The sequence below is a fragment of the Pseudomonas sp. ENNP23 genome, assembly GCF_001728945.1.
Classification (GTDB): domain Bacteria; phylum Pseudomonadota; class Gammaproteobacteria; order Pseudomonadales; family Pseudomonadaceae; genus Metapseudomonas; species Metapseudomonas otitidis.
This window is the reverse complement of sequence record NZ_LYSP01000032.1, coordinates 29,616-53,451: the sequence shown is the minus strand read 5'-3', so window position 1 is coordinate 53,451 and position 23,836 is coordinate 29,616. Positions and strand designations below refer to the sequence as shown.

19 protein-coding genes are annotated in these 23,836 nt (G+C 67.7%); 6 read left to right on the top strand and 13 right to left on the bottom strand.

All coding sequences use genetic code 11. The features are described from left to right. Positions 1–2 precede the first annotated feature (2 nt). The 3 genes from A9G05_RS18065 to A9G05_RS18055 form a co-directional block, all read right to left on the bottom strand. Positions 3–593 carry a TetR/AcrR family transcriptional regulator gene (locus tag A9G05_RS18065; RefSeq protein ID WP_170832266.1) on the bottom strand — a complete coding sequence of 197 codons (591 nt, stop codon included), beginning with the start codon at positions 591–593 and terminating at the stop codon, positions 3–5. A gap of 242 nt (positions 594–835) precedes the next feature. After that, positions 836–1,318, bottom strand: a complete 483-nt coding sequence (locus A9G05_RS18060) for a glutathione peroxidase (RefSeq protein ID WP_069562288.1) — start codon at positions 1,316–1,318, stop codon at positions 836–838. 128 nt (positions 1,319–1,446) lie between these two features. Next, entirely contained in the window at positions 1,447–1,932 is a 486-nt protein-coding gene (locus A9G05_RS18055) for a peptidylprolyl isomerase (protein ID WP_044411461.1), read from the bottom strand. On the opposite strand from A9G05_RS18055, the gene A9G05_RS18050 reads away from it, so the two are divergent. From A9G05_RS18050 to A9G05_RS18035, 4 genes are all read left to right on the top strand, one after another. Further along, the gene (locus A9G05_RS18050) at positions 1,901–2,224 is read left to right on the top strand and encodes a DUF3565 domain-containing protein (RefSeq protein ID WP_083265505.1); all 324 of its coding nucleotides are present in this window, start codon (positions 1,901–1,903) and stop codon (positions 2,222–2,224) included. The genes A9G05_RS18055 and A9G05_RS18050 overlap by 32 nt on opposite strands. Positions 2,225–2,240: 16 nt before the next feature. Next, on the top strand, positions 2,241–3,425 hold the full coding sequence (locus A9G05_RS18045; RefSeq protein ID WP_069562286.1) for an acetate kinase: 1,185 nt from the start codon (positions 2,241–2,243) through the stop codon (positions 3,423–3,425). 7 nt (positions 3,426–3,432) lie between these two features. Continuing rightward, on the top strand, positions 3,433–5,520 hold the full coding sequence (pta, locus tag A9G05_RS18040; RefSeq protein WP_069562285.1) for a phosphate acetyltransferase: 2,088 nt from the start codon (positions 3,433–3,435) through the stop codon (positions 5,518–5,520). 178 nt (positions 5,521–5,698) lie between these two features. Continuing rightward, the gene (locus A9G05_RS18035; protein ID WP_069562284.1) at positions 5,699–6,607 is read left to right on the top strand and encodes an acyltransferase; all 909 of its coding nucleotides are present in this window, start codon (positions 5,699–5,701) and stop codon (positions 6,605–6,607) included. A 57-nt stretch (positions 6,608–6,664) separates the two neighbouring features. On the opposite strand, the gene A9G05_RS18030 is transcribed toward A9G05_RS18035, so the two are convergent. The 6 genes from A9G05_RS18030 to A9G05_RS18005 form a co-directional block, all read right to left on the bottom strand. Then, positions 6,665–6,976 (bottom strand): EthD family reductase, encoded by a 312-nt coding sequence (locus A9G05_RS18030; RefSeq protein ID WP_069562283.1) that lies wholly within the window; start codon positions 6,974–6,976, stop codon positions 6,665–6,667. A 68-nt stretch (positions 6,977–7,044) separates the two neighbouring features. Next, positions 7,045–9,180 (bottom strand): bifunctional diguanylate cyclase/phosphodiesterase, encoded by a 2,136-nt coding sequence (locus A9G05_RS18025; RefSeq protein ID WP_069562282.1) that lies wholly within the window; start codon positions 9,178–9,180, stop codon positions 7,045–7,047. Beyond that, on the bottom strand, positions 9,161–12,871 hold the full coding sequence (locus A9G05_RS18020) for a response regulator (protein ID WP_069562281.1): 3,711 nt from the start codon (positions 12,869–12,871) through the stop codon (positions 9,161–9,163). The genes A9G05_RS18025 and A9G05_RS18020 overlap by 20 nt, the downstream gene beginning before the upstream one ends. Positions 12,872–13,145: 274 nt before the next feature. Further along, a complete protein-coding gene (locus A9G05_RS18015; protein ID WP_069562280.1) occupies positions 13,146–13,844 on the bottom strand; it encodes an OmpA family protein in 699 nt (232 codons plus the stop codon). A 225-nt stretch (positions 13,845–14,069) separates the two neighbouring features. Further along, positions 14,070–14,711, bottom strand: coding sequence for an MBL fold metallo-hydrolase (locus A9G05_RS18010; RefSeq protein WP_069562279.1), 642 nt, complete (start codon positions 14,709–14,711; stop codon positions 14,070–14,072). A 45-nt stretch (positions 14,712–14,756) separates the two neighbouring features. Beyond that, on the bottom strand, positions 14,757–15,776 hold the full coding sequence (locus A9G05_RS18005) for an AraC family transcriptional regulator (RefSeq protein ID WP_069562278.1): 1,020 nt from the start codon (positions 15,774–15,776) through the stop codon (positions 14,757–14,759). A 123-nt stretch (positions 15,777–15,899) separates the two neighbouring features. Between A9G05_RS18005 and A9G05_RS18000 the strand changes: the two genes are divergently transcribed. Then, on the top strand, positions 15,900–16,733 hold the full coding sequence (locus tag A9G05_RS18000; protein WP_069562277.1) for a metal-dependent hydrolase: 834 nt from the start codon (positions 15,900–15,902) through the stop codon (positions 16,731–16,733). A gap of 196 nt (positions 16,734–16,929) precedes the next feature. Here the strand turns inward: A9G05_RS18000 and A9G05_RS17995 are convergent, their stop codons facing one another. Next, positions 16,930–17,871: an alpha/beta fold hydrolase gene (locus A9G05_RS17995; RefSeq protein WP_069562276.1), complete on the bottom strand. Its 942-nt coding sequence runs from the start codon at positions 17,869–17,871 to the stop codon at positions 16,930–16,932. Positions 17,872–17,952: 81 nt separating this feature from the next. Next, positions 17,953–18,624 (bottom strand): TetR/AcrR family transcriptional regulator, encoded by a 672-nt coding sequence (locus A9G05_RS17990; protein ID WP_069562275.1) that lies wholly within the window; start codon positions 18,622–18,624, stop codon positions 17,953–17,955. A gap of 84 nt (positions 18,625–18,708) precedes the next feature. On the opposite strand from A9G05_RS17990, the gene A9G05_RS17985 reads away from it, so the two are divergent. Next, positions 18,709–19,575, top strand: coding sequence for a hypothetical protein (locus A9G05_RS17985; protein WP_069562274.1), 867 nt, complete (start codon positions 18,709–18,711; stop codon positions 19,573–19,575). Here A9G05_RS17985 and A9G05_RS17980 read toward each other — a convergent pair. Both A9G05_RS17980 and A9G05_RS17975 read right to left on the bottom strand, forming a co-directional pair. Continuing rightward, positions 19,564–22,299, bottom strand: coding sequence for a LuxR C-terminal-related transcriptional regulator (locus A9G05_RS17980; RefSeq protein ID WP_069562273.1), 2,736 nt, complete (start codon positions 22,297–22,299; stop codon positions 19,564–19,566). The two genes, A9G05_RS17985 and A9G05_RS17980, sit on opposite strands and share 12 nt — an antisense overlap. A 146-nt stretch (positions 22,300–22,445) precedes the next feature. Continuing rightward, positions 22,446–23,813, bottom strand: a complete 1,368-nt coding sequence (locus A9G05_RS17975; RefSeq protein ID WP_069562272.1) for a DUF1329 domain-containing protein — start codon at positions 23,811–23,813, stop codon at positions 22,446–22,448. Positions 23,814–23,836 lie beyond the last annotated feature (23 nt).

Sequence of the window (23,836 nt, the reverse complement as noted above, 5' to 3'; positions counted from 1 at the left end):
GGTCACACCCGCAGCAGGCGCTGCAGGCGGGTCATGAAATCGAGCAGGGGCCGGGCGCCGGCACCGACCTTGAGGCGGGTCAGCACGCCCTGCCAGGCGTTGGCGATGAAGCCGGCGAGGTTGGCGCAGTCTTCATCGGCCGGGAGTTCGCCGGCACGCTGGGCCTCTTCCAGGCAAGCCTGGAGGATGTCCGCCGAGCGCTGCAGGATGGCGTCCACCTGGGCGCCGATGGCCGGCGACAGTTCGGCCATCTCGAAGCTAAGGCTGCCAATGAAGCAGTGGTACTCCAGCCTCTCGTGGCGGGTGAAGTGGCTGACCAGCTCACCGTAGTAGTCGAGCACCCGCTGGCACGGGCTTTTCGCCGAGTCGGACAGCGCCTGTGCATAGCGCTCGAGACGCGGCTGGTACAGGTAGTCCAGGGCCTGGAGGGCGAAGTCTTCCTTGCTGGCAAAGTAGTGGTAGAACGAGCCCTTGGGGATGCCGGCGGCCTGGACGATCTCCTGCACGCCGGTGCCGTGGTAGCCGGCACGGGTCATCACCTGGGTGCCCTTGGCGAGGATGAGGTCACGCTTGTCGAGTCGGGTGCTGTTCATGGCGGCGAGCATATGACCGGTCGTCTCGCTCGGCACAGCACTATTGATCAGGGTGATCTCGGGCCAGAAAGCCCGCGCAGCTTACCCCGCGGTAATGGCCTGCGCCGGAGTAACCCTTGAGCGACTTCAGTCGCCATCCGGTCAGCAGAACTGCTCCACTGGACTCCCCAGCCACCTCGTTTGGTGGATGGGAGGAGCGCCATCCACCCGGGGTGCTGCCATAAGAAGAGGGGCAAGAAGCGTCAGCCCAGCGCTTTCTCGATAGCCGCCACCAGGGCGGGGTCTTCGGGGGGGGTGCGGGGCGAGAAGCGGGCGAGCACGCGGCCGTCCTTGCCCACCAGGAACTTCTCGAAGTTCCAGGTGATGTCGCCGGGGAACTCGGCCCCCTCGCCAGCCAGCAGGCGGTAGAGCGGGTGACGGTTGGCGCCGTTGACGTCCATCTTGCTGCCAAGCGGGAAGGTCACGCCGTAGTTCAGGGTGCAGAACTCACGGATCTCCTCCTCGCTGCCCGGCTCCTGGGCGGCGAACTGGTTACAGGGGACACCCAGTACGCTGAAGCCCCGGTCCTGGAACTGCTGGTGCAGTTTCTCCAGCCCGGCGTACTGCGGCGTCAGGCCACAGCGAGAAGCAACGTTGACCACCAGCACCACCTTCCCCTTGTAGGGAGCAAGCGGCAGTTCCTGGCCGTCGAGGGCACGCAGCTTGAGGTCGTGGAAGGCACTCATCTCACAGACTCCTGGATCGACGCGGGTTTGCACGAGAGACGAAAAAGGCGCCCGAGGGCGCCTTTCCGGTGAGCTTGAGCTTAGCAGCCGATCCGCGTCGTCGCGCGCCGCAGATCGCCTGTCATCACTCAGTGGTGGTGACCACCTTCGCCGTGGATGTGACCGTGGGCGATCTCTTCGGCGTTGGCTTCACGCACGTTGACCACCTTCACTTCGAAGTTCAGGCGCTGGCCGGCCAGCGGGTGGTTGCCGTCGACGGTGACATCGTCGCCGTCGATGTCGCGGATGGTGACGATCTGCATGCCGCCGTCCGGAGCGGAGGCGTGGAACTGCATGCCGACCTCCAGTTCGTCCACGCCTTCGAACATGGCGCGGCTCAGGGTGGCGACCAGCTCGGCGCTGTATTCGCCGTAGGCGTCTTCGGGCTCGATGGCCACTTTCACTTCGTCGCCGGCCTGCTTGCCTTCGAGGGCACGCTCCAGGCCGATGATGATGTTGCCCGCACCATGCAGGTAGACCAGCGGCGCGCCGCCACGGGAGCTGTCGATCACCTCACCGGCGTCGTTGGTCAGGGTATAGTCGATGGAGACTGCCTTGTTGGCGGCGATCAGCATGGTGCGAGACCTTTTGGATAAGAGTGGAAAGGTGGCAAGTCTAACTGCCAAACCGGCCGATGGCGACCCGCCGATTGACGGACGGGGCTCGCGGTTGCTGGGTTTCCGCCAGGACGAGGACGGCCACTGGGTGGCCCTGCTTTCCTGCGGGCACACTCAGCATCTGCGCCATCAGCCGCCGTGGCAGTCGCGGGCCTGGGTCCTCGACCCACGGCAGCGCGAGGCGCACCTCGGCCAGCCTTTCATCTGTGGCTGGTGCGCCAGAGAGCAGGACACCGAGGACAAGGACTAACCGACAAGGAGGCGAGATGCCCGCACGCAATATCCTGGTGATCAACTGTGGCAGCGCGTCGATCAAGTTCGCCCTGGTCAGCGAGGCCCATTCGCAGTTCCCCCTGCGCGGCATCGCCGACCGCCTGGGCACGCCGGAGGCCGAGCTGCGCTGGCAGCGCGGTGGCGAGAAGGACAGCCTGATGCTGCCCAACGGCGACTACCGCGCCGCCCTCGCCCAGTTGCTGCCGCTGGTGCAGGCCGTTACCGGCGGCAAGCTCCATGGCATCGGCCACCGCGTGGTGCACGGCGGCGAGCGCTTCACCTCGGCGCGGCGGCTGGATGCCGACGTGCTCGCCACCATCCGCGCCATCTCGCCCCTGGCGCCGCTTCACAACCCGGCGGCACTGCAGGGGATCGAAGCCGCCATGAGCGTCTACCCGCAATTGCCCCAGGTGGCGGTGTTCGACACCGCCTACCACCAGAGCCTGCCCGAACACGCCTACCGCTACGCCCTGCCCGAGTCGCTCTACCGCGACCACGGCGTGCGCCGCTACGGCTTCCACGGCACCAGCCACCGCTACGTGAGCCATCGCGCGGCAGAGATCGCCGGGCTGTCCATCGGCGACAGCAGCTGGCTGTCGGCGCACCTGGGCAACGGCTGCTCCACCTGCGCCATCGTCAACGGCCAGAGCCGCGACACCAGCATGGGCCTGACGCCCCTGGAGGGCACGGTGATGGGCACCCGCAGCGGCGATGTCGACCCCAACCTGCACAGCCACCTGGCCCGCACCCTGGGCTGGGGCCTGGACGAAGTGACCCGTGTGCTGAACCACGAGAGCGGCCTCAAGGGACTCTCCGGGCTGTCCAACGACATGCGCACCCTGGAGCAGGCCCGCAGCCAGGGCCATCCCGGCGCCACCCTGGCCATCGAAGTGTTCTGCTATCGCCTGGCCAAGAGCCTGGCGGCCATGAGCTGCGCCCTGCCCCAACTGGACGGGCTGATCTTCACCGGCGGCATCGGCGAGAACTCGCCGCTGATCCGCAGCAAGACCGTGGCCCACCTGCAACTGCTGGACCTGGCCATCGACCAGGAGGCCAATGCCCGCTGCGTGCAGGGCATCGCCGGGCCCATCCACCGCTACGGGCGGACCCGCATCCTCGTCGTCCCCACCAACGAGGAGCGGCAGATCGCCCTCGACACCCTCGCCCTGCTCAACTGAGGCACCCATGCATACCTTCTTCATCGCCCCCACCGGCTTCGGTGTCGGCCTGACCTCCATCAGCCTCGGCCTGGTCCGCGCCCTGGAACTGGCCGGCCTCAAGGTCGGCTTCTACAAGCCCATCGCCCAACCCCACCCGGGTGACCTCGGCCCGGAACGCTCCAGCGAACTCATCGCCCGCACCCACGGCCTGACCCCGCCCAAGGCGATGGAGCTGCCCCAGGTCGAACGCCTGCTCGGCGACGGCCAACTGGACGAGCTGCTGGAAGAGATCGTCGGCCGCTACCAGCAGGTGGCCGAAGGTCGCGACGTGGTCATCGTCGAAGGCATGGTGCCGACCCGCCACGCCAGCTACGCGGCGCGGATCAACGCACACCTGGCGCGCAGCCTGGACGCCGAGGTGATCCTGGTCTCCGCCCCGGAGGACGAGACGGTCACCGAGCTGGCCGACCGCCTGGAGATCCAGGCCCAGCTCTTCGGCGGCCCGGACGATCCCAAGGTGCTCGGCGTGATCCTCAACAAGGTGCGCGACGACACCCTCGGCCCGAAGTTGCAGGACAACACCGCCCTGCTGCGCGCCAAGCACTTCCGCCTGCTTGGCTGCATCCCCTGGGAAGAGGAGCTGAACGCCCCGCGCACCCGCGACGTGGCCGACCTGCTGGGCGCGCGGGTGATCAACGCCGGCGACTACGACCAGCGCCGGGTGCAGAAGATCATCCTCTGCGCACGCACCGTGCCCAACACCGTGCCCCTGCTGAAACCCGGCGTGCTGGTGGTGACCCCGGGCGACCGCGACGACATCATCCTCGCCGCCAGCCTTGCCGCCATGAATGGCGTGCCCCTGGCCGGCCTGCTGCTGTGCAGCGACTTCCCGCCCGACCCGCGCATCATGGAGCTGTGCCAGGGCGCACTGCAGGGCGGCCTGCCGGTGCTCAGCGTGGCCAGCGGCACCTATGGCACCGCCACCGACCTCAACCGCATGAACCGCGAGATCCCGGTGGACGACCGCGAACGTGCGGAGAAGGTCACCGAGTTCATCGCCCGCTTCCTCGACCACGACTGGCTGCGCGAGCGCTGCGGCACGCCGCGCGTGCCACACCTGTCGCCACCGGCGTTCCGCCACCAGTTGGTCAAACGCGCCCAGCAGGCGGGCAAGCGCATCGTCCTGCCGGAAGGGGCCGAACCGCGCACCGTGCAGGCCGCCGCCATCTGCCAGGCGCGCGGCATCGCCCGCTGCGTGCTGCTGGCAAAGCCCGAAGACGTGCAGGCCGTGGCCCGCGCCCTGGGCATCGTCCTGCCCGAGGGGCTGGAGGTGCTCGACCCGGACCTGGTGCGCCCGCGCTACGTCGAGCCCATGGTGACCCTGCGCCAAGGCAAGGGCCTCAATGCGCCGATGGCCGCCGCGCAACTGGAAGACAACGTGGTGCTGGGCACCATGATGCTGGCGCTGGACGAAGTGGACGGCCTGGTATCCGGCGCCATGCACACCACCGCCAACACCATCCGCCCGGCCCTGCAACTGATCAAGACCGCCCCCGGCTACAAGCTGGTGTCCTCGGTGTTCTTCATGCTCCTGCCGGAACAGGTGGTGGTCTACGGCGACTGCGCGGTGAACCCCGACCCCAGCGCCGAGGAGCTGGCCGAGATCGCCGTGCAGAGCGCCGCCTCCGCCGCCGCCTTCGGCATCGACCCGCGGGTGGCGATGATCAGCTACTCCACCGGCGACTCGGGCACCGGCGAGGACGTCGAGAAAGTGCGCGAGGCGACCCGCCTGGCCAAGGCCGCGCGGCCCGAGCTGTCCATCGACGGCCCGTTGCAGTACGACGCCGCCGCCATCGACAGCGTCGGCCGGCAGAAGGCGCCGGGCAGCGCCGTGGCCGGGCGCGCCACGGTGTTCGTGTTCCCCGACCTGAACACCGGCAACACCACCTACAAGGCCGTGCAGCGCAGCGCTCAGGTGGTCAGTGTCGGCCCCATGCTGCAGGGCCTGCGCAAGCCGGTGAACGACCTGTCCCGCGGGGCACTGGTGGACGACATCGTCTACACCATCGCCCTCACCGCCATCCAGGCCGCCACCACCAGACCCGGTGCCTGAGCCGCATGCCCCCTCCCGCCGGGAGGGGGTCGGGCAGCGCCGAATCCGCCGCGACCGACCGGTCACTCTTCGCGCTTGCAGTCCAGTGAACAACCGTTAACCTTGCCCACCAACGGGCGCCTACCGGCACGGCGTCCACCGAACAGGGCGGCACAGACCGCCCAGACACGAGGTTCCCATGCTCAGCTTCCTTCCCGCGCCCCTGCGCGGCGTCCTCGCCTCCCTGCTGCTCGCCCTCAACACCCTGTTCTGGTGCTGGCCGCTGTTCGCCATCACCCTCTTGCGGCTGTTGCTGCCGTTCCAGGCAGTGCGCCAGGCGCTGAACCCGCTGGTGAGCTTCATCCACGAGTCCTGGGTGAGCTGCAACAAGACCTGGATGGACCTGGTCCGGCGCACCCGCTGGGACGTGCAGGGCATGGAGGGGCTGGACTATCAGCACTCCTACCTGGTCACCAGCAACCACCAGAGCTGGGTGGACATCCTGGTGCTGCAGTACGTGTTCAACCGGCGCATCCGCCCACTGAAGTTCTTCCTCAAGCAGGAACTGATCTGGGTCCCGGTGATCGGCCTGTGCTGGTGGGCGCTGGATTTCCCCTTCATGAAGCGCTACTCCAAGGCCTACCTGGCCAAGCACCCGGAGAAGAAAGGCAAGGACCTGGAAACCACCCGCCGCACCTGCGACAAGTTCCGCCACAACCCGGTGGGCATCTTCAACTTCCTTGAAGGCACCCGTTTCACCCCGGCCAAGCACGCCCAGCAGGCGTCGCCCTTCCGCTACCTGCTCAAGCCCAAGGCCGGTGGCGTGGCCTTCGTGCTGGACGCCATGGGCGAGCAACTGGAGGCGCTGCTGAACATCACCATCCACTACCCCGGCGGCAACCCGAGCTTCTGGGCGCTGATGGCCGGCCAGGTCGGCGAGGTGGTGGTGCGCATCGAGGCGCTGCCGATCCCCGCCGGCTTCCTCGGCCACAGCTACGACCAGGACGAGGCCTACCGCAAGGATTTCCAGCTCTGGGTCAACCAGCTCTGGGAGCGCAAGGACGCCGAGCTGGCGGCCCTGCACCAGAGCCACCCGCCCCGCTCCTGACCCCAGAACGCAGAAGCCCGCCAATCGGCGGGCTTCGTCATTCAGGAGCTGGCAGCCTCAGTCGCCCAGCACCTCGTTCACCTGCAGCAGCGGGGCAATGCTGGTGTAGCGCGGGATGTCGTCGTTGATGGCCTGGCCATGCGTGCGCAGGGTGGCCTGGAGGGTTTCGATGGAGCGAATCCAGATGTGCGCGGTACACAGGAACGGTGCCGCCGAGCCGTCGCCGGAGGTCAGGCCCTTCTGCACCTCCACCTTGACCAGGTTGTCTCCCAGCAGCTCGCGCACCAGGGGGATGTGCTTCTCCAGGTAGTAGGTGAAATCGAAGGTACCCCCCTCGTTGTTGGGGTAGGCGACTAACAGGCAATACATAGGATGCTCCTTGCGAATGCGGCGACCTCACGCGCCGTCGGCACAAGTGTAGGCCGCCTTCGCCGGCTTTACCGCGAGGCGTCGAACGCCTGCCAATCGAGCTGCAGTGGAAACTCGTCCGCCTTGGCCGCGGGCAGGCCGGGCGCCACCAGGAAGCCTTGCATCACCGAGCAGCCATGCTCGATCAGCCAGTCGCGCTGTGCCACCGTCTCCACCCCTTCGGCGATCACCTCCAGGCCCAGGTGGCGGCCCAGGTCGATGATGGTGGAGACCACTGCCGCATCACGGGGCGACTCCAGCATGTTGGCGATGAACAGCCGGTCGATCTTCAGGGTGTCCAGCTCGAAGTGGCGCAGGTAGGCGAGCGAGGAGTAGCCGGTGCCGAAGTCGTCGATGGCCACCCGCACCCCCAGTTCGCGCAACTGGCGCAGTTGCTCGCGGGTGATGTCCAGGTCCTGCATCAGCGCGCTCTCGGTCACCTCCACCTCGATCTGCGAAGGGTGCAGACCACGCTGCTCCAGCGCCCGGCGCAAGTCCTCCACCAGGTGCGGCATGCCGAACTGCACCGGGCTGACATTGAGGCTGATGACCAGCTCCTCGCCGAAGCGCTCGCGCCATTTCAGCCCCTGGCCAACCCCCTGCTGGAAGATCCAGTCTCCCAGGCGGTTGATCAGCCGGGTCTCCTCCAGCAGCGGGATGAACACGTTGGGCGCGACCGTACCGGCCACCCGGTGCTCCCAGCGCAGCAGCGCCTCGAAGCCGCGCAGGCGCCCGGTGGCGAGGTACACCTGGGGCTGGTAGACCAGCACGAAGTCGTCCTGCTCGATGGCGTTGCGCAGGCTCTCCTCCAGCATCAGCCGCGAGCGCGCGCGGCCGTTCATCTCCGGCGAGAAGAAGCGGTACTGCTGGCGCCCGGCGCGCTTGGCCTCGTACATGGCAATGTCGGCGGCACGCAGCAGGCCGTCCACCGTCTGCCCGCACTCGGGGAAACAGGCGATGCCGACGCTGGCACCGAGGGTGACGTCAATGCCGTCCACCCGGTAGCGCACCGAGACCAGCTCGATGAGCTTCTCCGCCACCCGGGCCGCATCCTCCGGGTGGTCGAGGGAGTCGATCAGCGCGGTGAATTCGTCGCCCCCCATGCGCGCGAGGATGTCGTAGGGGCGCATGCAGGTCTTCAGTTGCTCACCCACGCGGCGCAGCACCTGGTCGCCGGCGTCGTGGCCGAGGGAATCGTTGATGCGCTTGAAGCCGTCCAAGTCCAGGTACAGCACGGCCATGCGCTTGCCGTTGCGCTCGACCCGCGCCAGGGCTGACTCCAGGGCCTGGTAGAAACCGCGCCGGTTGAGCAGCCCGGTGAGCGAATCGGTGATGGCCTGGGCCTCCAGCTGGGCGTGCAACTGGCGCACCGCCGACATGTCCAGGCCGATCACCACCATCGAGCGCTGGGCCCTGGGCAGCGGCGCGCATGACAACGCCACCGGCAGACTGCCGCCGGTCTGGGTCTTCAGCGCCGCGTCGTGGAGACGGTAGGGCTCGCCGCGCTTCCAATGCCGGTAGAAGTCCGACAGGCGCCAGTCTCCGGCGTACTCGGGGGCAGCGATCAGGCTGAGGAACTCGCGCCCTTCCAGGTCGCTGACGGTGCCCTGGAGCATCAGCGCCATGGCCGGGTTGGCGAAGCTGATCACCCCGTCCTCGCCCACCACCAGGATGCCTTCGGCGGCGTTCTCCAGCACCGAGGCGTTGAACGCCCGGGCACTGTCCAATTGCTGGGTGAGCTGCAACAGGTCGCGCCGGTTGCGCTCGTGGTCCAGCAATGCCTGCACCTTGTGCCGCAGTACCTGCGGATCGAACGGCTTGAGGATGAAGTCCACCGCGCCCGTGGAGTAGCCGCGCAACACCGCTTCCTGGGTGTGAGCAATGGCAGAGATGAAGATGATCGGCGTATAGCGTGTGTTCGGGCTGCCACGCATCAGCCGGGCCACTTCGAAGCCATCCATGCCGGGCATCTGCACGTCCAGCAGAACCAGCCCCACCTGCTCCTCCAGCAGCACCTGCAGGGCCGCTTCGCCGGAGTCGACGGTGCGTACCTCCCAGGTAGAATCGCCCAGCACCGCCTCCATGGCGGCAAGGTTCTCCGGGCGGTCGTCCACCACCAGGAGGATGCTCTCGGGGGCCTTGAGCCTAGGCAATGGCTGCGTCATGGCGACCTCCGGCGGCTGCCAGCCAGCGCTCCAGCATGTCCAGCAGCTCCTGACGGTTCACCGGCTTGGCCAGGTAGTCGTCGGCCCCGGCAGTGATGCATTTCTCCCGGTCGCCCTTCATGGCGTGGGCCGTCAGGGCTATGACCGGGATGTGGCAACCGTGTTCCTCTTTCAGCGTCCGTGTCGCGGTGTATCCGTCCATGTTGGGCATCGCCATGTCCATGAGAATCAGGTCGAAGGGTTCGCGCTGGAAACAGGCGATGGCCTCCCTGCCATCGCGCGCCGGGGTGACCCGTAGCCCGGCTTCGTCCAGCACGGCGGTGAGGGCGTAGATGTTGCGCACATCGTCGTCCACCAGTAGCACCCGCGCGCCTTCCAGGGCGGAATGCCCGTTCGGTGCCGGCTGCGTGTGCAGGCTGTCGAGAAAGCCCTGAACCGCCTCGCCGAGCGCAGCCTGGTCGGTGGCGGATTTGGGCACCAGCGTCGCCGAATAGCGGCGCAAGCGCTGCAGGTGCTGCTGGCCGACATCGAGCCCGGTGTTGACCACCACGCGCACGCCCTGCAGGGAGCGGTGGGCGTCCAGGCGATCGAGCAACTCGAAGCCGTCCAGGTCCGGCAGGTTCAGGTCCACCACGATGGCGGCGAAGGTGGCGGCCTCGTAGGCGACGATGGCCTGCTCTGCAGTGCCCACCGCCACCACCTCGAAGCCCTGCTGCTGCAGGTGCTCGCGGTAGCGGTCGCGCTCCACCTCCACGTCTTCCACCAACAGCACCCGGTGACCCTGCTGGTCCGGCTCGGCAAGGCCGCCGAAGACCTGCTCCAGTTCCGTGCGGCCGATGGGTTTGACCAGGTAGCGGGTGTCACTGTCGTTCCAGTCCGGCGGCTGCGGCACGCAGGAGATGATGTGCACCGGGGTGCCACGGTGGGCGGGCAGACCGCGCAGGTGCCGGTAGATCTGCCAGCCACTGAGGTCGGGCAGGAGGATGTCGAGGATGACCGCTGCGTAGTGCTCCTCCTGCAACAGCGCCATCGCCTGATGACCATTACCGCAGAGCACGGTGGAGAAGCCGTGTCCCTGGGCCGCTTCGGCGATCACCGCAGCGAAGCCGGCATCGTCCTCGACGATCAGCACCGGCGGCCCCTCACCATTGCGCACCGGTTCGGCCTGCTCCACTTCCGGCTCCAGCGCCCCCACGGCCACCGGCAGGCAGACCGTGAAGCAGGCGCCTTCGCCGAGGCGACTGCGCAGGCTGATCTGCCCGTCCAGGGCCAGCACCAGTTGGCGGGTGATGGCCAGGCCCAGGCCGGTGCCACCAAAGCGCCGGCTGGTGGAGCCGTCGATCTGCTGGAAGGCCTGGAACACCCGCTCGTGCTGCTCGGGGTCGATGCCGATGCCGGTGTCGCGCACGCTGAAGCGCAGCATCTCGCGGCCGGGACCAAGGTCCTGGGTGTCCACCGAGACGGTCAGTTCCACCTCACCCCGGTCGGTGAACTTGAGGGCGTTGGAGAGCAGGTTGCGCAGGATCTGGTGCAGGCGCACCCGGTCGCTGTGGATCACCCGTGGCACTCCGGGGTCGGCCCGGCTCACCAACTGCAGCCCCTTGAGCTCGGCCATCGGTCGCAGGCTGGCGTCCAGCTCCACCAGCATGTCGCGGACGTTGAGCGGCTCCAGCCTGAGCTGCATGCGCCCGGCTTCCACCTTGGACAGATCGAGCACGTCGTTGATCAGTTGCAGCAGGTCGTTGCCAGCCCGGTGAATGATGTCGGCATGACGCGACTGCTTGTCGGACAGATTACCGGCGGCGTTCTGGCGTAGCTGGTCGCTGAGGATGAGGATGCTGTTGAGCGGCGTGCGCAGTTCGTGGGACATGTTGGCGAGGAACTCGGACTTGTAGCGATTGGCCAACATCAGTTGCTCGGCCTGCTCGCGCAGGCGCTGCTCGGCGACCTTGCGCTCGGTGATGTCGATCACCACGGCCTGGACCCAGGTCTCGCTGTCGCCGCGGATCGGCGACAGCCCCACCTCCAGCGGGATCATATGACCGTCCCGGTGCTGGCCGAACAGCTCGCGGTTGCCACCCATGCGCCGCGGCTCGGGGTTGGCCTGGAACCCCTGGCGCAGTACCACATGGGCCTCACGCAGGGCCACCGGCAACAGTCGCTCGACCCGCTCGCCCAGCAGTTCCTGCCGGCTGTAGCCGAACATCTGCTCCACCTGGCGGTTGACCATGGCGATGCGCCCGCCGGTGTCCACCAGGAGGATGGCGTTGGGCGAAGCCTCGACCACCAGGCGGAAACGCTCCTCGGCACTGCGCCGGGCCTGCAGGTCGAGCAGATTGATCAGGTAGCGGGGACCATCGGCGCGGTCGATACGGGTCAGGCGCAGGGCCACCGGCGTGCGCCGGCCGTCGTCACAGCGCGCCTCGTATTCGCCGCCCGACGCGTGTTCGCTTTCGAGGGCCAGGGCCTGCAACCCGCTGGCACCCGGCAGGAAGCGCAGGGCATGCTGCCCCACCAGCCAGCCGGAATCGCAGCCTAGCAACTCTCCGGCGCTGTCATTGGCCAGCTCGATGCGCCCGTCGCCTTCACACAGCAGCGTGGCCACCGGCAGCCGTGCCACCAGGGCGCGCAGGTGTGCTTCGCGCTCCTGCAGCAGGGCGGCGGCCTTGCTGCTCGCCAGCAGTTCACGCTCGCGCAGGTACAGGAAAGCCCCAGCCAGCAACGACAGCAGCAGCGCGGCCGACAACCCGGCGACCAGGGTGAAGCGCAGGCCGCCATCACTCTGCAGGCTGACGTAGGCCGCTGTGCCGGTGACCTGCAACTGCCAGTCGCGGCCGAACAGGCGCAGCTCCCGGCGCTCCTGGTAGAGGGCGGGCACGACAGCGTCGTGCGGGTCCAGCAGGGACTGATCGGGGTATTGCAGGTCCACCAGTTCGATGTCGAACAGCCGCGCCTGAGCCCCGAGAATGCCAGCCATCAGGTCCTGGACGCGGAAGGCGCCGTAGACGGTGCCGATGAACGCCTCGCGGCGCTCGGTCGCGGTGGCCGGCGCGTCGTGGCCATACACCGGCATGAACAGCACCAGGCCCTTGAGCGGCGAGTTGTCCTCGTCCTGACGCAGGACGATGGGGCCGGTCAGCCGCATCTCGCCGCTGTCTATCGCGGCCTGCACGGCCTGCCGACGCATCGGCTCGCTGAGCATGTCGAAGCCCAGGGCACGCTTGTTCCGCCAGTCCAGCGGGCTGATGTAGGTGATGACCAGGTAGCGCTCACGCTCGCCGGGCGGAAACGGGCGGATCTCCGCTCGGCCGCCCTCTTCATCCGGCTGGGCCGGGAGGTCGGCCGGCGCCAGGTAGCGGCTCCAGCCAAGGGCCTGGATGCCGGGGTAGCGGTCCTGCAACTGGAGCTGGTCCACGGCCTGTGCCCACTCGTCGGCCGACACTTCCTCGCTGCCGGCCAGCAGCCCCGACATACCGCGCAGCACCATTTCATAAGCGCGCATCCGGTCGCTTATGCGCTGGGCCACCTCGTCGACCGCCATGTCGAAACGCTGCTGGTTCTCGGCCTCATAACGGGCCCGTTGGGCCTGCCATTGCCAGACCACCAGGGCTCCCAGCGCAACCAGCAGGACCAGCGCGGCTGCCACGGGCAGCCAGGGTTTCCTGTCGGGAATCCAGGGTCGGTCGTCCATGCATGCTCCTGTCCTTGTGGCGACACGCAGGGGGAACAATCAAGGGGCGTCGCTGATGATCAGCATTGATTCGCGGTCACCTTTCGGCAGTCTAGTCAGGATTCCGCGCACTAGCCCCGTGCCAGCAATGAGACGACAGACGGCAGGCAGGGGACGAAAGCCGGGGCCGGTAGCAGCGGTGAAAACGCGGGGATAGGCACTTCAGGCCCCGGCGGCGCCATCCCGGGCGGGTGCGCGAGGCCATGAAGTGGTGGCCTGTATCAGGCCGGGAGGATCAATACTGCTGGGGAGCCTGGGCACCGGGGATGGGGGTCAGCCTGATTTCCACCCGGCGGTTCTGCGAGCGGCCGGCTTCGGTGGTGTTGCTGGCGACCGGCTGGTCCGGCCCCATGCCACGAGAACTCAGACGACCGGGCTCGACACCCTGAGCCATCAGGTAGTTGGCCACGCTCTGTGCCCGCAACTGCGACAGGTTGACGTTGTACTGGTGGCTGCCGGTGCTGTCGGTGTGGCCGACGATCTCGATGTTGTTCTGGTTGTACTGCTTGAACGACGAGGCGAGGTTGTTCAACGGGCCATAGAAGTTGCTGGCGATGTCCGCCGAGTTGGTGGCGAAGGTGATGTTGCCGGGCATCACCAGGTTGATGCTGTCGCCCTGGCGCTGCACCTGGACGCCGGTGCCTTCCATGCTGCGACGCAGCTCCGCTTCCTGCTTGTCGACGTAGTAGCCGTAGCCCGCGCCCGCCGCACCGGCGACCGCTGCGCCGATCAGCGCGCCCTTGCCCCGGTTCTTGTGGTTGATGGCAGCACCGGCGACGGCACCGGCCAGGGCGCCCAGCCCGCCGTAGGTGGCGGTCTTGCTCATGCCCTGGCGGGGCGCCTGGCCCTGGTTCTCATAGGGATTCTGCGAAGCACAACCTGACAAGGTGGCCACGGCGAGGGCGGCGACGATCAGGCGACGCATGGTGAACATGGACTCTCTACTCCTGTGTGACAGGCAACCCAGTGGACTGCCGACGGATAAGCAGGCAATTGAAAAACTAACTGCATTGCCGCTGCGGCGTTGAAAACGCCATCAAAATGCTCATTTACACACGTAAACTGCGCCTTTCTCGGCCGATTTCGCCTGGCATCGGCTGCCTCGTCTACGTTTTTCAACAGCCTGTTAGAGCATGGCCCCCTGCGGAAATTCCGTGCCTCAGGCTCGGACGAACGGGTTTTCGCGCATTTCGTCGCCCAGCCGGGTGTCGGGGCCGTGGCCGGTGACCACGGTGGCCTCCTCGTCCAGGGTGTAGAGGCGACCCTTTATGGAGCGTTCGATAGTGGCGTAGTCACCGCCCCACAGGTCGGTGCGGCCGATGCCCCGGCGGAACAGGGTATCGCCGGCGATCAGCAGCCTGGCCTCGGGGAACCAGAAGCTCATGGAGCCAGGAGTGTGCCCAGGGGTGTGCAGTGCCACGCCACAGCCACAGGCCAGCTCCTCATCGTCGGCCAGCCACTGGTCGGGCGCCGGCACCGGTTTGTAGGGCACGCCGAACAGGCGGCACTGCATCTCCAGGTTGTCCCAGAGGAACTGGTCTTCCTTGTGCAGGTGCAGGGTGGCGCCGGTGGCCTTCTTCAGCTCGCCGGAGGCGAGGAAGTGATCCAGGTGCGCGTGGGTGTGGATGATGCTGACCAGCTTCAGGCCATGGGCCTCCAGGCGGGCGATGATCTGCTCATGGTTGCCGCCCGGGTCGACGACGATGGCCTTCTTGCTGACCGGGTCGCCGATCAGGGTGCAGTTGCACTGCAAAGGCCCGACAGGGAAGGTTTCGCGGATCAGGGCGGTGGACGGGTTCATCGGGCATCTCCGGGGCGGCGCTCTGCGGCGCCTGGTGCGGGTCGATCAAGGGTCGGCACGATAATCGCTCGGCAGCCTGCCCGTCCATTTGCGAAAGGCGCGGCGGAAGTTGGAGGGGTCGCTGAACCCCAGCAGCGCGGCGATCTCGAACAGCGGCAGGTGGGTGGTGGTGAGGTACTGCAGGGCCAGCCCCTTGCGCACTTCGTCGAGCACCTGCTGGTAGCTGGTGCCCATGGCCGCCAGGTGCCGGCGCAGGCTGCGGCCGCTGGTGTGCAGGGCACGGGCGGCGCTGTCCAGGTCGGGGAAGCCGCCGGGGCGGGTGAGCAGCAGGCGGCGCACGCGGGTGAGCAGCGCGTCCTGCACGTCGAGGGTGGCGAGGATGGCCTCGCACTGCTGCTCGCACATCTGCACCGTGGCCGGGTTGGCCAGGGCCATGGGGCGGTCAAGGTAGTGCGTGGGCAGGCTCATCCAGTGGCAGGGCTGGTCGAAGGCCACCGGGGCGCCGAACACCGCTTCGTAGCGCTCGGCGTAGTCCGGCGCAGGGTGGGCGAAGCCCACCTGCAGCCCCAGCAGCGGCTCGGCGACGAGGAAGCGGGCGATGGTGCAGAAACTGGTCAGCAGGCCCTCGCCGGCGAAGCGCCCCAGCGGCCCCATGGGGAAGGACTCGGTGGCCTCCAGCCGCAGGCAGTCGCCCTGCTCCACCAGCTCCAGCTCGTAGGCCAGGCCCAGCACCCGGTAATACTTCATGGCGAACTGCAGTGCCCGCCCGAGGTTGGCGCTGGAAAGCACCGCGTAACCGAGGATGCCGTGGGTGGAGACGTTGAGCCGCTGACCCAGCACCAGGCCCAGAGCCGGCTCGTTGCACTGCACCAGGGCAGCGGTGGCCAGCAGATTGAAGTCGACGAAGGAGAGCCGTGCGTTGGGGCTCTGCAGCACTTCCGGGCGCACGCGGGCCGCACTGAACAGCGCCTCGCGGGTGACGCCCAGCTCTTCAGCCAGGCTCAGCAGGGCTTCGGCGTAGGCAACCGGAACGAGCTCGGCGGAGAAGGTCAGCGGCTGTTTCATGGGGTCTTCTTGTGGGTCGGCCGTGGCCAGATATGACCTGACGATTGGCAGAAGATAACCTTGTCCGACAAGGCCCCGCAAGCGAGAGTGCGGGCGTGGTTTGAACCGACTCAGGGAGTCCCCATGACCAGCACGACCCCAGAAGGTTTGGTAATCCGCCCGCGTCACATGGATTTCGACCTGCCCAATCCGATGCCCCGCCACTGGCACAGCGGCGATGCCTTCAAGACCCACCTGTTCGACGCCATGTCGGTGCTCTTTCCCGATGGCGAGCGCTTCTTCATCGACTCGGTGCGGCACTTCCGCGACGAGATCACCGACCCGGTGCTGAAGGAGCAGATCCGTGGCTTCATCGGCCAGGAAGGCCACCACAGCCGTGAGCACCTGGAGTACAGCGCCCGCCTGCGCGACCTGGGTTATGACGTGGGGCGCATCGAGCGCCGCGCCCAGGCGCGCATCCGTTACACCCAGAAGAAGTTCTCGCCGCGCCGGCAACTGGCCGCCACGGCGGCCTTGGAGCACATCACCGCGATCATGGCGGACGGCCTGCTCAAGCACCCCGAGCACATCGCCGGTGCCCACCCGACCCTGGCCCGCCTGTGGCGCTGGCACGCCCTGGAGGAGACGGAGCACAAGGCGGTGGCCTTCGACGTCTACAACCAGGTCTGTGGCAGCCGCAAGCTGCTGCGCCGGGCAATGATCATGGGCACCTTCTTCTTCATGCTCGACACCCATCGCGGGCTGATCCACATGCTCAAGCGCGACGGCCTGCTGTGGAACTGGCGTGTCTGGCGCGATGGCCTGAGCTGGATGTGGGGCAAGAACGGCATGTTCCGCCAACTGATCCCGGCGTACATGGACTTCTTCAAGAAGGGCTTCCACCCCTGGATCCACGACAACCGGGACCTGATGTACAAGACCCGGGAAGAGTTCGACGGGCTGCCCGCAGCGGCCTGATCCACAGGCGGTGATACACAACGGCCCTTCGGGGCCGTTGTCATTTCCAGATACAGGCCCCGTAGGGTGGGCTGAAGCCCACCCTACGCCTCCCCTACGCCAGCGCGATGACTACTCCACATACCTGACCGAAAACGCAGCTCCCGGGTGTTATCCACAGGCGGAAGCGGCGCTCGCTTGGTTGCTGTGCTCGGGCTCAGCTCTGCAGGAACCGCAGTGCATCGGCAGCCGTCTGCTCGGGGATTTCTTCCATGGGGATGTGCCCGACGCCCGGGTAGGTGAGCACCTGGATGCCCGGTACGTCGCGCTGCCAGAGCGGTACGTGCTTGGGCGAGATCCAGCGGTCGCGCTCGCCCCACATCAGCAGGGTGGGGGCCTGGAGGGCCGCGACGCGCTCGGGGGTGCCTGTCAGCTCATCCTTGTTGACCTTCAGCAGCACGCGGAAGATCTCCATCATCGCGCGGCGGTTGCCGGGGCGGCGGGTCAGGTCGTAGTAGCGGTCCACCACGCCGGGCTTGATCCGCCCCGGCTCGCCGTAGACCTCCTTGATGCCCTGGGCGATCAGCGCGCGGGGCATCCACATCGGCATCGCCACGGTGGCGCCCGGCAGCGCGGCGGCGGCGATCATCCAGGGCACCTTGCGCATCGGGTAGCCGGCCGGGTCCACCAGCACCAGGCGGTTGACCCGGTGCGGCTGCGCCAGGGCGAAGTTCCAGGCGATGTAGCCGCCCAGGGAGTTGCCGGCGATGGAGGCCTTATCCACCCGCAGGTGGTCCAGCAGCAGGCCGAGGATGCGCACCATGCGCTCGCCGGAGTAGTCACCGCTGCGCTTGGGGCCGGTCAGGCCGAAGCCGGGGACGTCGAAGCGGATGATCCGGTAGTGCGGCGCGAAGGCCTTCACCCAGCCATCCCAGGTGTGCAGCGAGGCGACCACGCCGTGGATCATCACCAGCGCCGGTTTGTCCCGGCTGCCTTCGTCGCGGTAGTGGACGTTGAAGCCGTCCAGTTCGATGTAGCGCGAGCCGGATTCGGCGTTGCCGTAGCGGGACTTGAGCCGGTCGAGCGGCAACGAACCGAAGCCCAGGCGGGCAACGCCGACGGCCAGCGGGGGCATCATCGGCAGGCTGGTGGCGGTCATGGGAGGCACCTCGTGGTTGTTATTGTCGGTGCCCTATCAGAGCACGCCCCCACGGAGCCGGTGGCCCAGCCTAAGGTTGTGTCACACCGGCCCGGCCTGGGGGCGCAGGGCGGCGATCAGCAGGTCGCCGAGCACCGCCGTGGCCTGCTCGATCTGCGCACGGGGCGCGGCGCTGGAAAGCAGGTCGAGGGAGGCGGCCTCCAGCGCCCAGATCAGCGCCCGCCCGGTGAGCGGCTCCAGGGCCGGCCCGCTGATCCGCAGGCGTTCGTCGAGCAGCGCCACCAGCGCTTCGTGGGCACGTCGGCGATGGCTGGCCAGGGGCGAGCCGCTGCGCATGGCCTCCTCCTGCATCAGGCGGATGATCGGCCCGACGGCCAGGTGGTAGTCGAAGAAGCAGCGCACCATGGCGCGCAGCCAGGCCTCATCGCTGCCGCTGGCTTCGCGCAGGGCGCGGAAGCGTTCCAGCAGCAGCACCACCGAGGTCTGGTAGATGCACGCCAGCACATCCATCTTGTTGGCGAAGTGCTTGTAGAAGGTGCGCCGCGACACCCGCGCTGCCTCCAGCAGGTCGTTCACCGTGGTGTCGTCGATGCCCTTGCGGGCGAACACCGGGATGGCCGCCAACTGGATGTTGGTTTTCAGCAGGTGCCCCACCAGCGGGCCGCCGCCCTCCCCTTGCTGGCGTGCCACGGCGCCGTAGCCGCCGAGGTCCTCGAACACTGCCAGAACGGCCCCACGCTCGCCCCCTCCCATCGCTTCTCCTCACCGAACCAAGGCGCGGGTGACGGCGCCGCGCCGCCTGGCTACTCTTGGCGCGCCCCTTCCCGCCGGACCCGAATGCCGATGACGCTATCACGCCGCCTGCCCTGGCCGCTGGCCATCCTTTTGCTGGTGCTGTGCCTGCCGGCCGGCGCCGCCGACCTGTACTACCTGGGGCAGAAACTGCCGGATCTGCAGCGTCCCTGGGGCAGCCCGGAGTACCAGCAGTTGATCGAGGCCCTGGAGCGCATCGACAAGACCCAGGCCAACGCCCTGCCCCGCCGCAGCGGCGAGTTCACCGGGCCGATCTACCAGCGCATGGTCAATGAAGGGAACTTCAAACCGCAGCTGAACATCTACGCCCCGCTGGAGCTGCGCCAGAACGAGGCGCGGGAGGTGCTGTTCCGCCTCAAGGAGCTGATGCGCCTGTACTTCGACTTCAAGGCCCCGCAGCAACCCTACGGCGCCGAAGCCCTGGGGCTGATGAGCTACTCCCTGCGCCAGCAGGCGGTGCTGTTCTCCCTGACGGTGGAATTCTGGATGACCCTCTCGGAGAGCGAGCAGACCAGCGCGATCCGCCTCCAGGGCCTGCAGGAGACCAAGGACGCCGCCGCCATGCTCACCTCCAGCGCGCTGGACTACCTGGGGCTGACCAAGCAGTTCAACCGCGAGGACCTGGTGCTCTACGGCGCCGAGCTGGCCAAGCAACTGCCGGAGCTGTACATCCACCTGCGCAGCGAGGTACGCGCCCAGTTGCTGGCACGGGTCGGCGAGCTGGCGGAGAAGCACCCCTATCCCGAGGTGCGCGCCAGCATGAGCAGCCTGCTGCCGGTGCTGGCCGGCATCCATCAGGATGTGGAAAAGCAACTGGCACAGCCACCGAAGGCCAAGCCGGCGGCACCGGCCCTGGACCTCAGCGCGCCGCCGGCAACCTCAGCGCAATAGACCGAGGGCCTTGGCCCGGGCCACGGCCTGGGTGCGCCGCTCGACCCCGAGCTTGCCGTTGATGTGGCGGGCGTGGGTCTTCACCGTGTGCAGCGAGATGAACAGCCGCTCGCTGATCTCCTGGTTGGAGCAACCCTGGGCGATCAACTGCAATACCGCCAGCTCGCGGGTGCTGAGCATCTCCCCACTGCCCTGCGACTCGCCAAGCGCATCGCCCGCCGAGTCGCCCAGGTGTTCCAGCAGGGTCGCCTGGGGGCCATCCGGGCGCGCGGCGATCTGTTCACGCAGCCAGCCGCTGCGCTGGGTCAGCAACAGGTGGAACGGCAGCAAGGCGCCGCCGGCCATGGCGTCGAATGCGCTGCCCAGGGCGAGCGACGCTTCGCGCTCCTTGCCCATTTCCAGCAGCAGGTGCACCAGCGCGACTTGCGCGAACTGAGCCAACAGCAATGCCCCGGCTTCCCGGGCGCGCAGTGCCAGGGCCCGCAGGCGACGCTCGGCCTCGGCGGCACGCCCCTCCACCCGGGCCAGGGCGGCCTGCTGCAATTCGACGTACATCGGCAGTTGCGGGTGGAACTCCGGCGCGGCGGCCGGCTGCTCGCCGCCATAGGTTTCCGACAGCCGCACCAGCCAGGCGTTGGCCAGTTCCAGTTGTCCCTGGGCCAGCCACAGCTCGCACTTCACCAGGGTGGCCATGGCCAGGTAGTAGACCGGGGGAATGTCCCAGATGTGCATCAGCCGCTCGGCCTCGGCGAGCAGGGCAAAGGCGGCGGCGAAGCGGCCTTCGCGCCCTTCCAGGCTGGCCAGCACGGCGTAGCCGGTGAGCAGGCTGATGTCGCGACAGGCACGGGCTTCGGCGATCCCGGCGAGCAGGCGGCTGCGCGCCGCCTCGGGTTGCAGGCGCTGGGCCAGCAGGTAGCCCTCGTACATCATCAGCCGTGCCCGTGCGGCGTAGCGGCGTTGGGGTGACAGGTCGCGCAGGCAGTCGAGGCCCAGTTGCACCTCCAGGCAGGCCCGGTGCACCTCACCACGGGCGTGCAGCAGGCGCGAGCGGTCGTAGTGTGCGACGGCTTCGAACAGCGGGTTGCCGATGCGCTGGGCCAGCTCCAGGGCATCCCGGCTCAGGCCCCGGGCGCGCCACAGGTCGCCGCGCACCACGGCGATATTGGCCAGGGTCGACAGGCACAACAGGCGCTGGCCGTAGCGTTCGGGACTGAGGGCGGCGACCGCTTCGGCACAGTGACGCTCGGCCAGGTCGATGTCACCACGACCTCGGGCGATCACGCCGCTGAGAGTGAGCCACTGGGACAGCAGGTTCTGCTGGGCCTGGGCGCTGGGCGCGGGCAGGAAGCGCGACAACTGAGCACCCAGCTCCTCGGCTGCATCCAACTGGCAGGCCAGGGCCAGCGAGAGGCTGTAGAGCATGATCAGCCGCGGGGTGCTGACCAGCAGGCTGTCGGGCAGGTCCATCTTCCAGCGCAGCAGCATGGCGATGTTCTGCTCGGCCAACAGCTGCTCCTCGGAGAGGTTCTGCACCAGGCTGGCGGCCACGTCGGGCTGGCCGGCGCGCAAGGCCTGTTCGATGGCTTCGTCCAGCAACCCCTGGGCACTGAACCAGCGGCAGGCGCGCAGGTGCAGGCTGGCCTGGGGCAGGCTGCCGGCGCCGGTCGGCCGCGCCCGCAGCAGGTCGGAGAACAGGTGGTGGTAACGGAACCAGCGGCCGTGCTCGTCCAGCGGGACGAGGAACACCTGGTTGGCCTGCAGCTGCTGGAGCAGCGCGGCACTGTCGTGGCTGTCGCGCACGGCATCGCAGAGTTCGGCACAGAAGCGGTCGAGGCAGGCGGTGTCATAAAGGAAGGTCTGGATGTCCGCCCCCTGCCGCTCGATCACCTCTTCCAGGAGGTAGTCGCGGATCAGCCCTTCGTCACCGTGGGGGCCACGGGCCAGGGCCTGGGTATCGCCTTCGTCCTGGCTGGCCAGCAGCCACAGACGCAGGCCGGCGGCCCAGCCTTCGCTGCGCGACAGCAGGTGTTCGAGGCCGACGCCCTCCAGCTCGACGCCCTGGGCCTGGAGCAGTGCGGCGCTCTCCGCCTCGGTCAGGCGCAGGTCCTGCTCGTTGAGTTCCACCAGTTGCCGCGACAGGCGCAGGCGCGCCAGGTGCCAGTCCGGGCGCTGGCGGCTGGTCACCAGCAGCACCAGGCCGGCAGGCAGGTGGTTGAGGACGAACTGCAGGCAGCGGTCGAGCACGGCGCCCTGGGCCAGGTGGTAGTCGTCGAGCACCAGCAGCACGGGTTGGTGGGGATCGAGCCGGGCGGAAAGTTCGTCCAGCAGGCCGTCGATCCACTGTTCGAAGGCAAAGGGCTGGTGGCGCTGGCGCAGTTTCAGCAAGCCCATGGCCTCCTCGCCCAGCCCGGGCAGGATCTGGCGCAGGCCGTCGAGCAGGCGTTCGAGGAAGCGCCCGGGGTCGTTGTCCCGACACCCGAGCCCGAGCCACAGCGTGCGCCAGGCTTGGGGCAACCCTTCGCAGAACTCGATGGCCAGGGAACTCTTGCCGAACCCGGCCGGGGCGCTGACCAGCAGCAGGCGGCCGGAAAGACCGTCGACCAGGCGGTCACACAGACGGGGGCGGGACAGGTGTCCAGCCGGCAACGGAGGTCGGAAGAAGCGTTCGCCCACCACCGGCATGGCAGTGGGCGCGAAGGACCGCGAACTGGAAAGGTCTGTCATCACCCGGCTTCTAGTAATGGTTATGCCGCGGGGGCGGGACGTGGGGGCAGCCTATCCCCTCGGCCGATTCATTTGAAGTACCCGGGGAAATCATGGAAAAGAAAAAGCCGGCCCAAGGGCCGGCTTTTTTACAACGTCCTACAGGATCAGCGAACGCCAGCTTGACGCAGGGCCGCCGGGGTGTAGTCGCTCTCGGACGCGCTGTAGTTGAAGTCGTAGGACTGTTTCTCCTCGTTCTTCATGCCCAGGGCCAGGTAGCGGCCGGAGAGCAGGTCGTACAGGGTTTCCACGGCGTACCAGGGCACCTGCTTGTCGTAGTAGTACTCGGCATGAGCCTCGGCGACGCGCCACAGGGTGCCACGACCGTCGTAGTGGTCGATGGCAGCGGCTTGCCAGGTGTCTTCGTCGATGTAGAAGTCACGCTTGGCGTAGATGTGGCGCTCGCCCGACTTCAGGGTGGCGACGACGTGCCACACGCGGTGCAGCTCGTAGCGGGCCAGGTCCTGGTTGATGTGGCCGGCCTTGATGATGTCGTCGTACTTCAGCTTTGGCGAGTCCAGGCGGTAGCTGTTGTAGGGGATGTAGATCTCCTTCTTGCCTTCCAGCTTCCAGTCGTAGCGGTCGGGCGCACCGTTGTACATGTCGAAGTTGTCGGAGGTACGCAGGCCGTCGGCGGCGGTGCCCGGGCCGTCGTAGGACACCTGCGGTGCACGACGGACGCGGCGTTGGCCGGCGTTGTACAGCCACGCCAGGCGCGGCTCCTTCACCTGGTTGAGGGTTTCGTGCACCAGCAGCACGTTACCGGCCAGGCGCGAGGGCGCCGTCACGCGCTGCTTGAAGTAGAACAGCACGTTGCTGGGCTTGTTCGGGTCGTAGTCCTTCAGCTTGTCGCGGAAGGTGAACTCGTCCTGGAAGTACACCAGGCTGTAGGAGCCGTTGGGCTGCGGGGTTGCCTGGGTCACCAGGCGACGCACGCTGCCGCCCCGGTAGCGGGTGATGTGGTTCCAGATCGCTTCCAGGCCGTTCTGCGGGATCGGGAACGGGTTGGCGAGCTTGAAGTTCTCCAGGCCGTTGCCACCCTCCACCAGCTTGGTGGCAGTGGCGTTGGCCTTGGCGGCAGCGAGCACATCAGCCGGTACGGTGGCCGAGCGATGGGTGGGGAACACCGGCATCCTGTAGGAGTCCGGGTAGCGCTTGAACATGGCGTACTGGCCGGGGGTCAGCTTGTCCTTGTACTGGTCCACGTTCTGCGCGGTGATGGTGAACAGCGGCTTCTCGCTGGCGAAGGGGTCGGCGAGGAAACCACGGTCATCCACCGCACCGGCGTTCTGCGGCAGGCCGCCTGTCCACTCGGGGATGCTGCCATCAGCATTGCCGGCCTTCTCCGCACCCAGCGGGGTCAGGCTGGTGCCCAGCTTGGCCGCCTCGTCGGCCGGCACCGCCGCCATGACGGCGGAGGCCAGCAGCGACAGCGCCAGGGCACCGGTTTGCAGAAGAGTCTTTGTTGTTTTCATAGTGAGTCCTTGTCTTCCGGAGC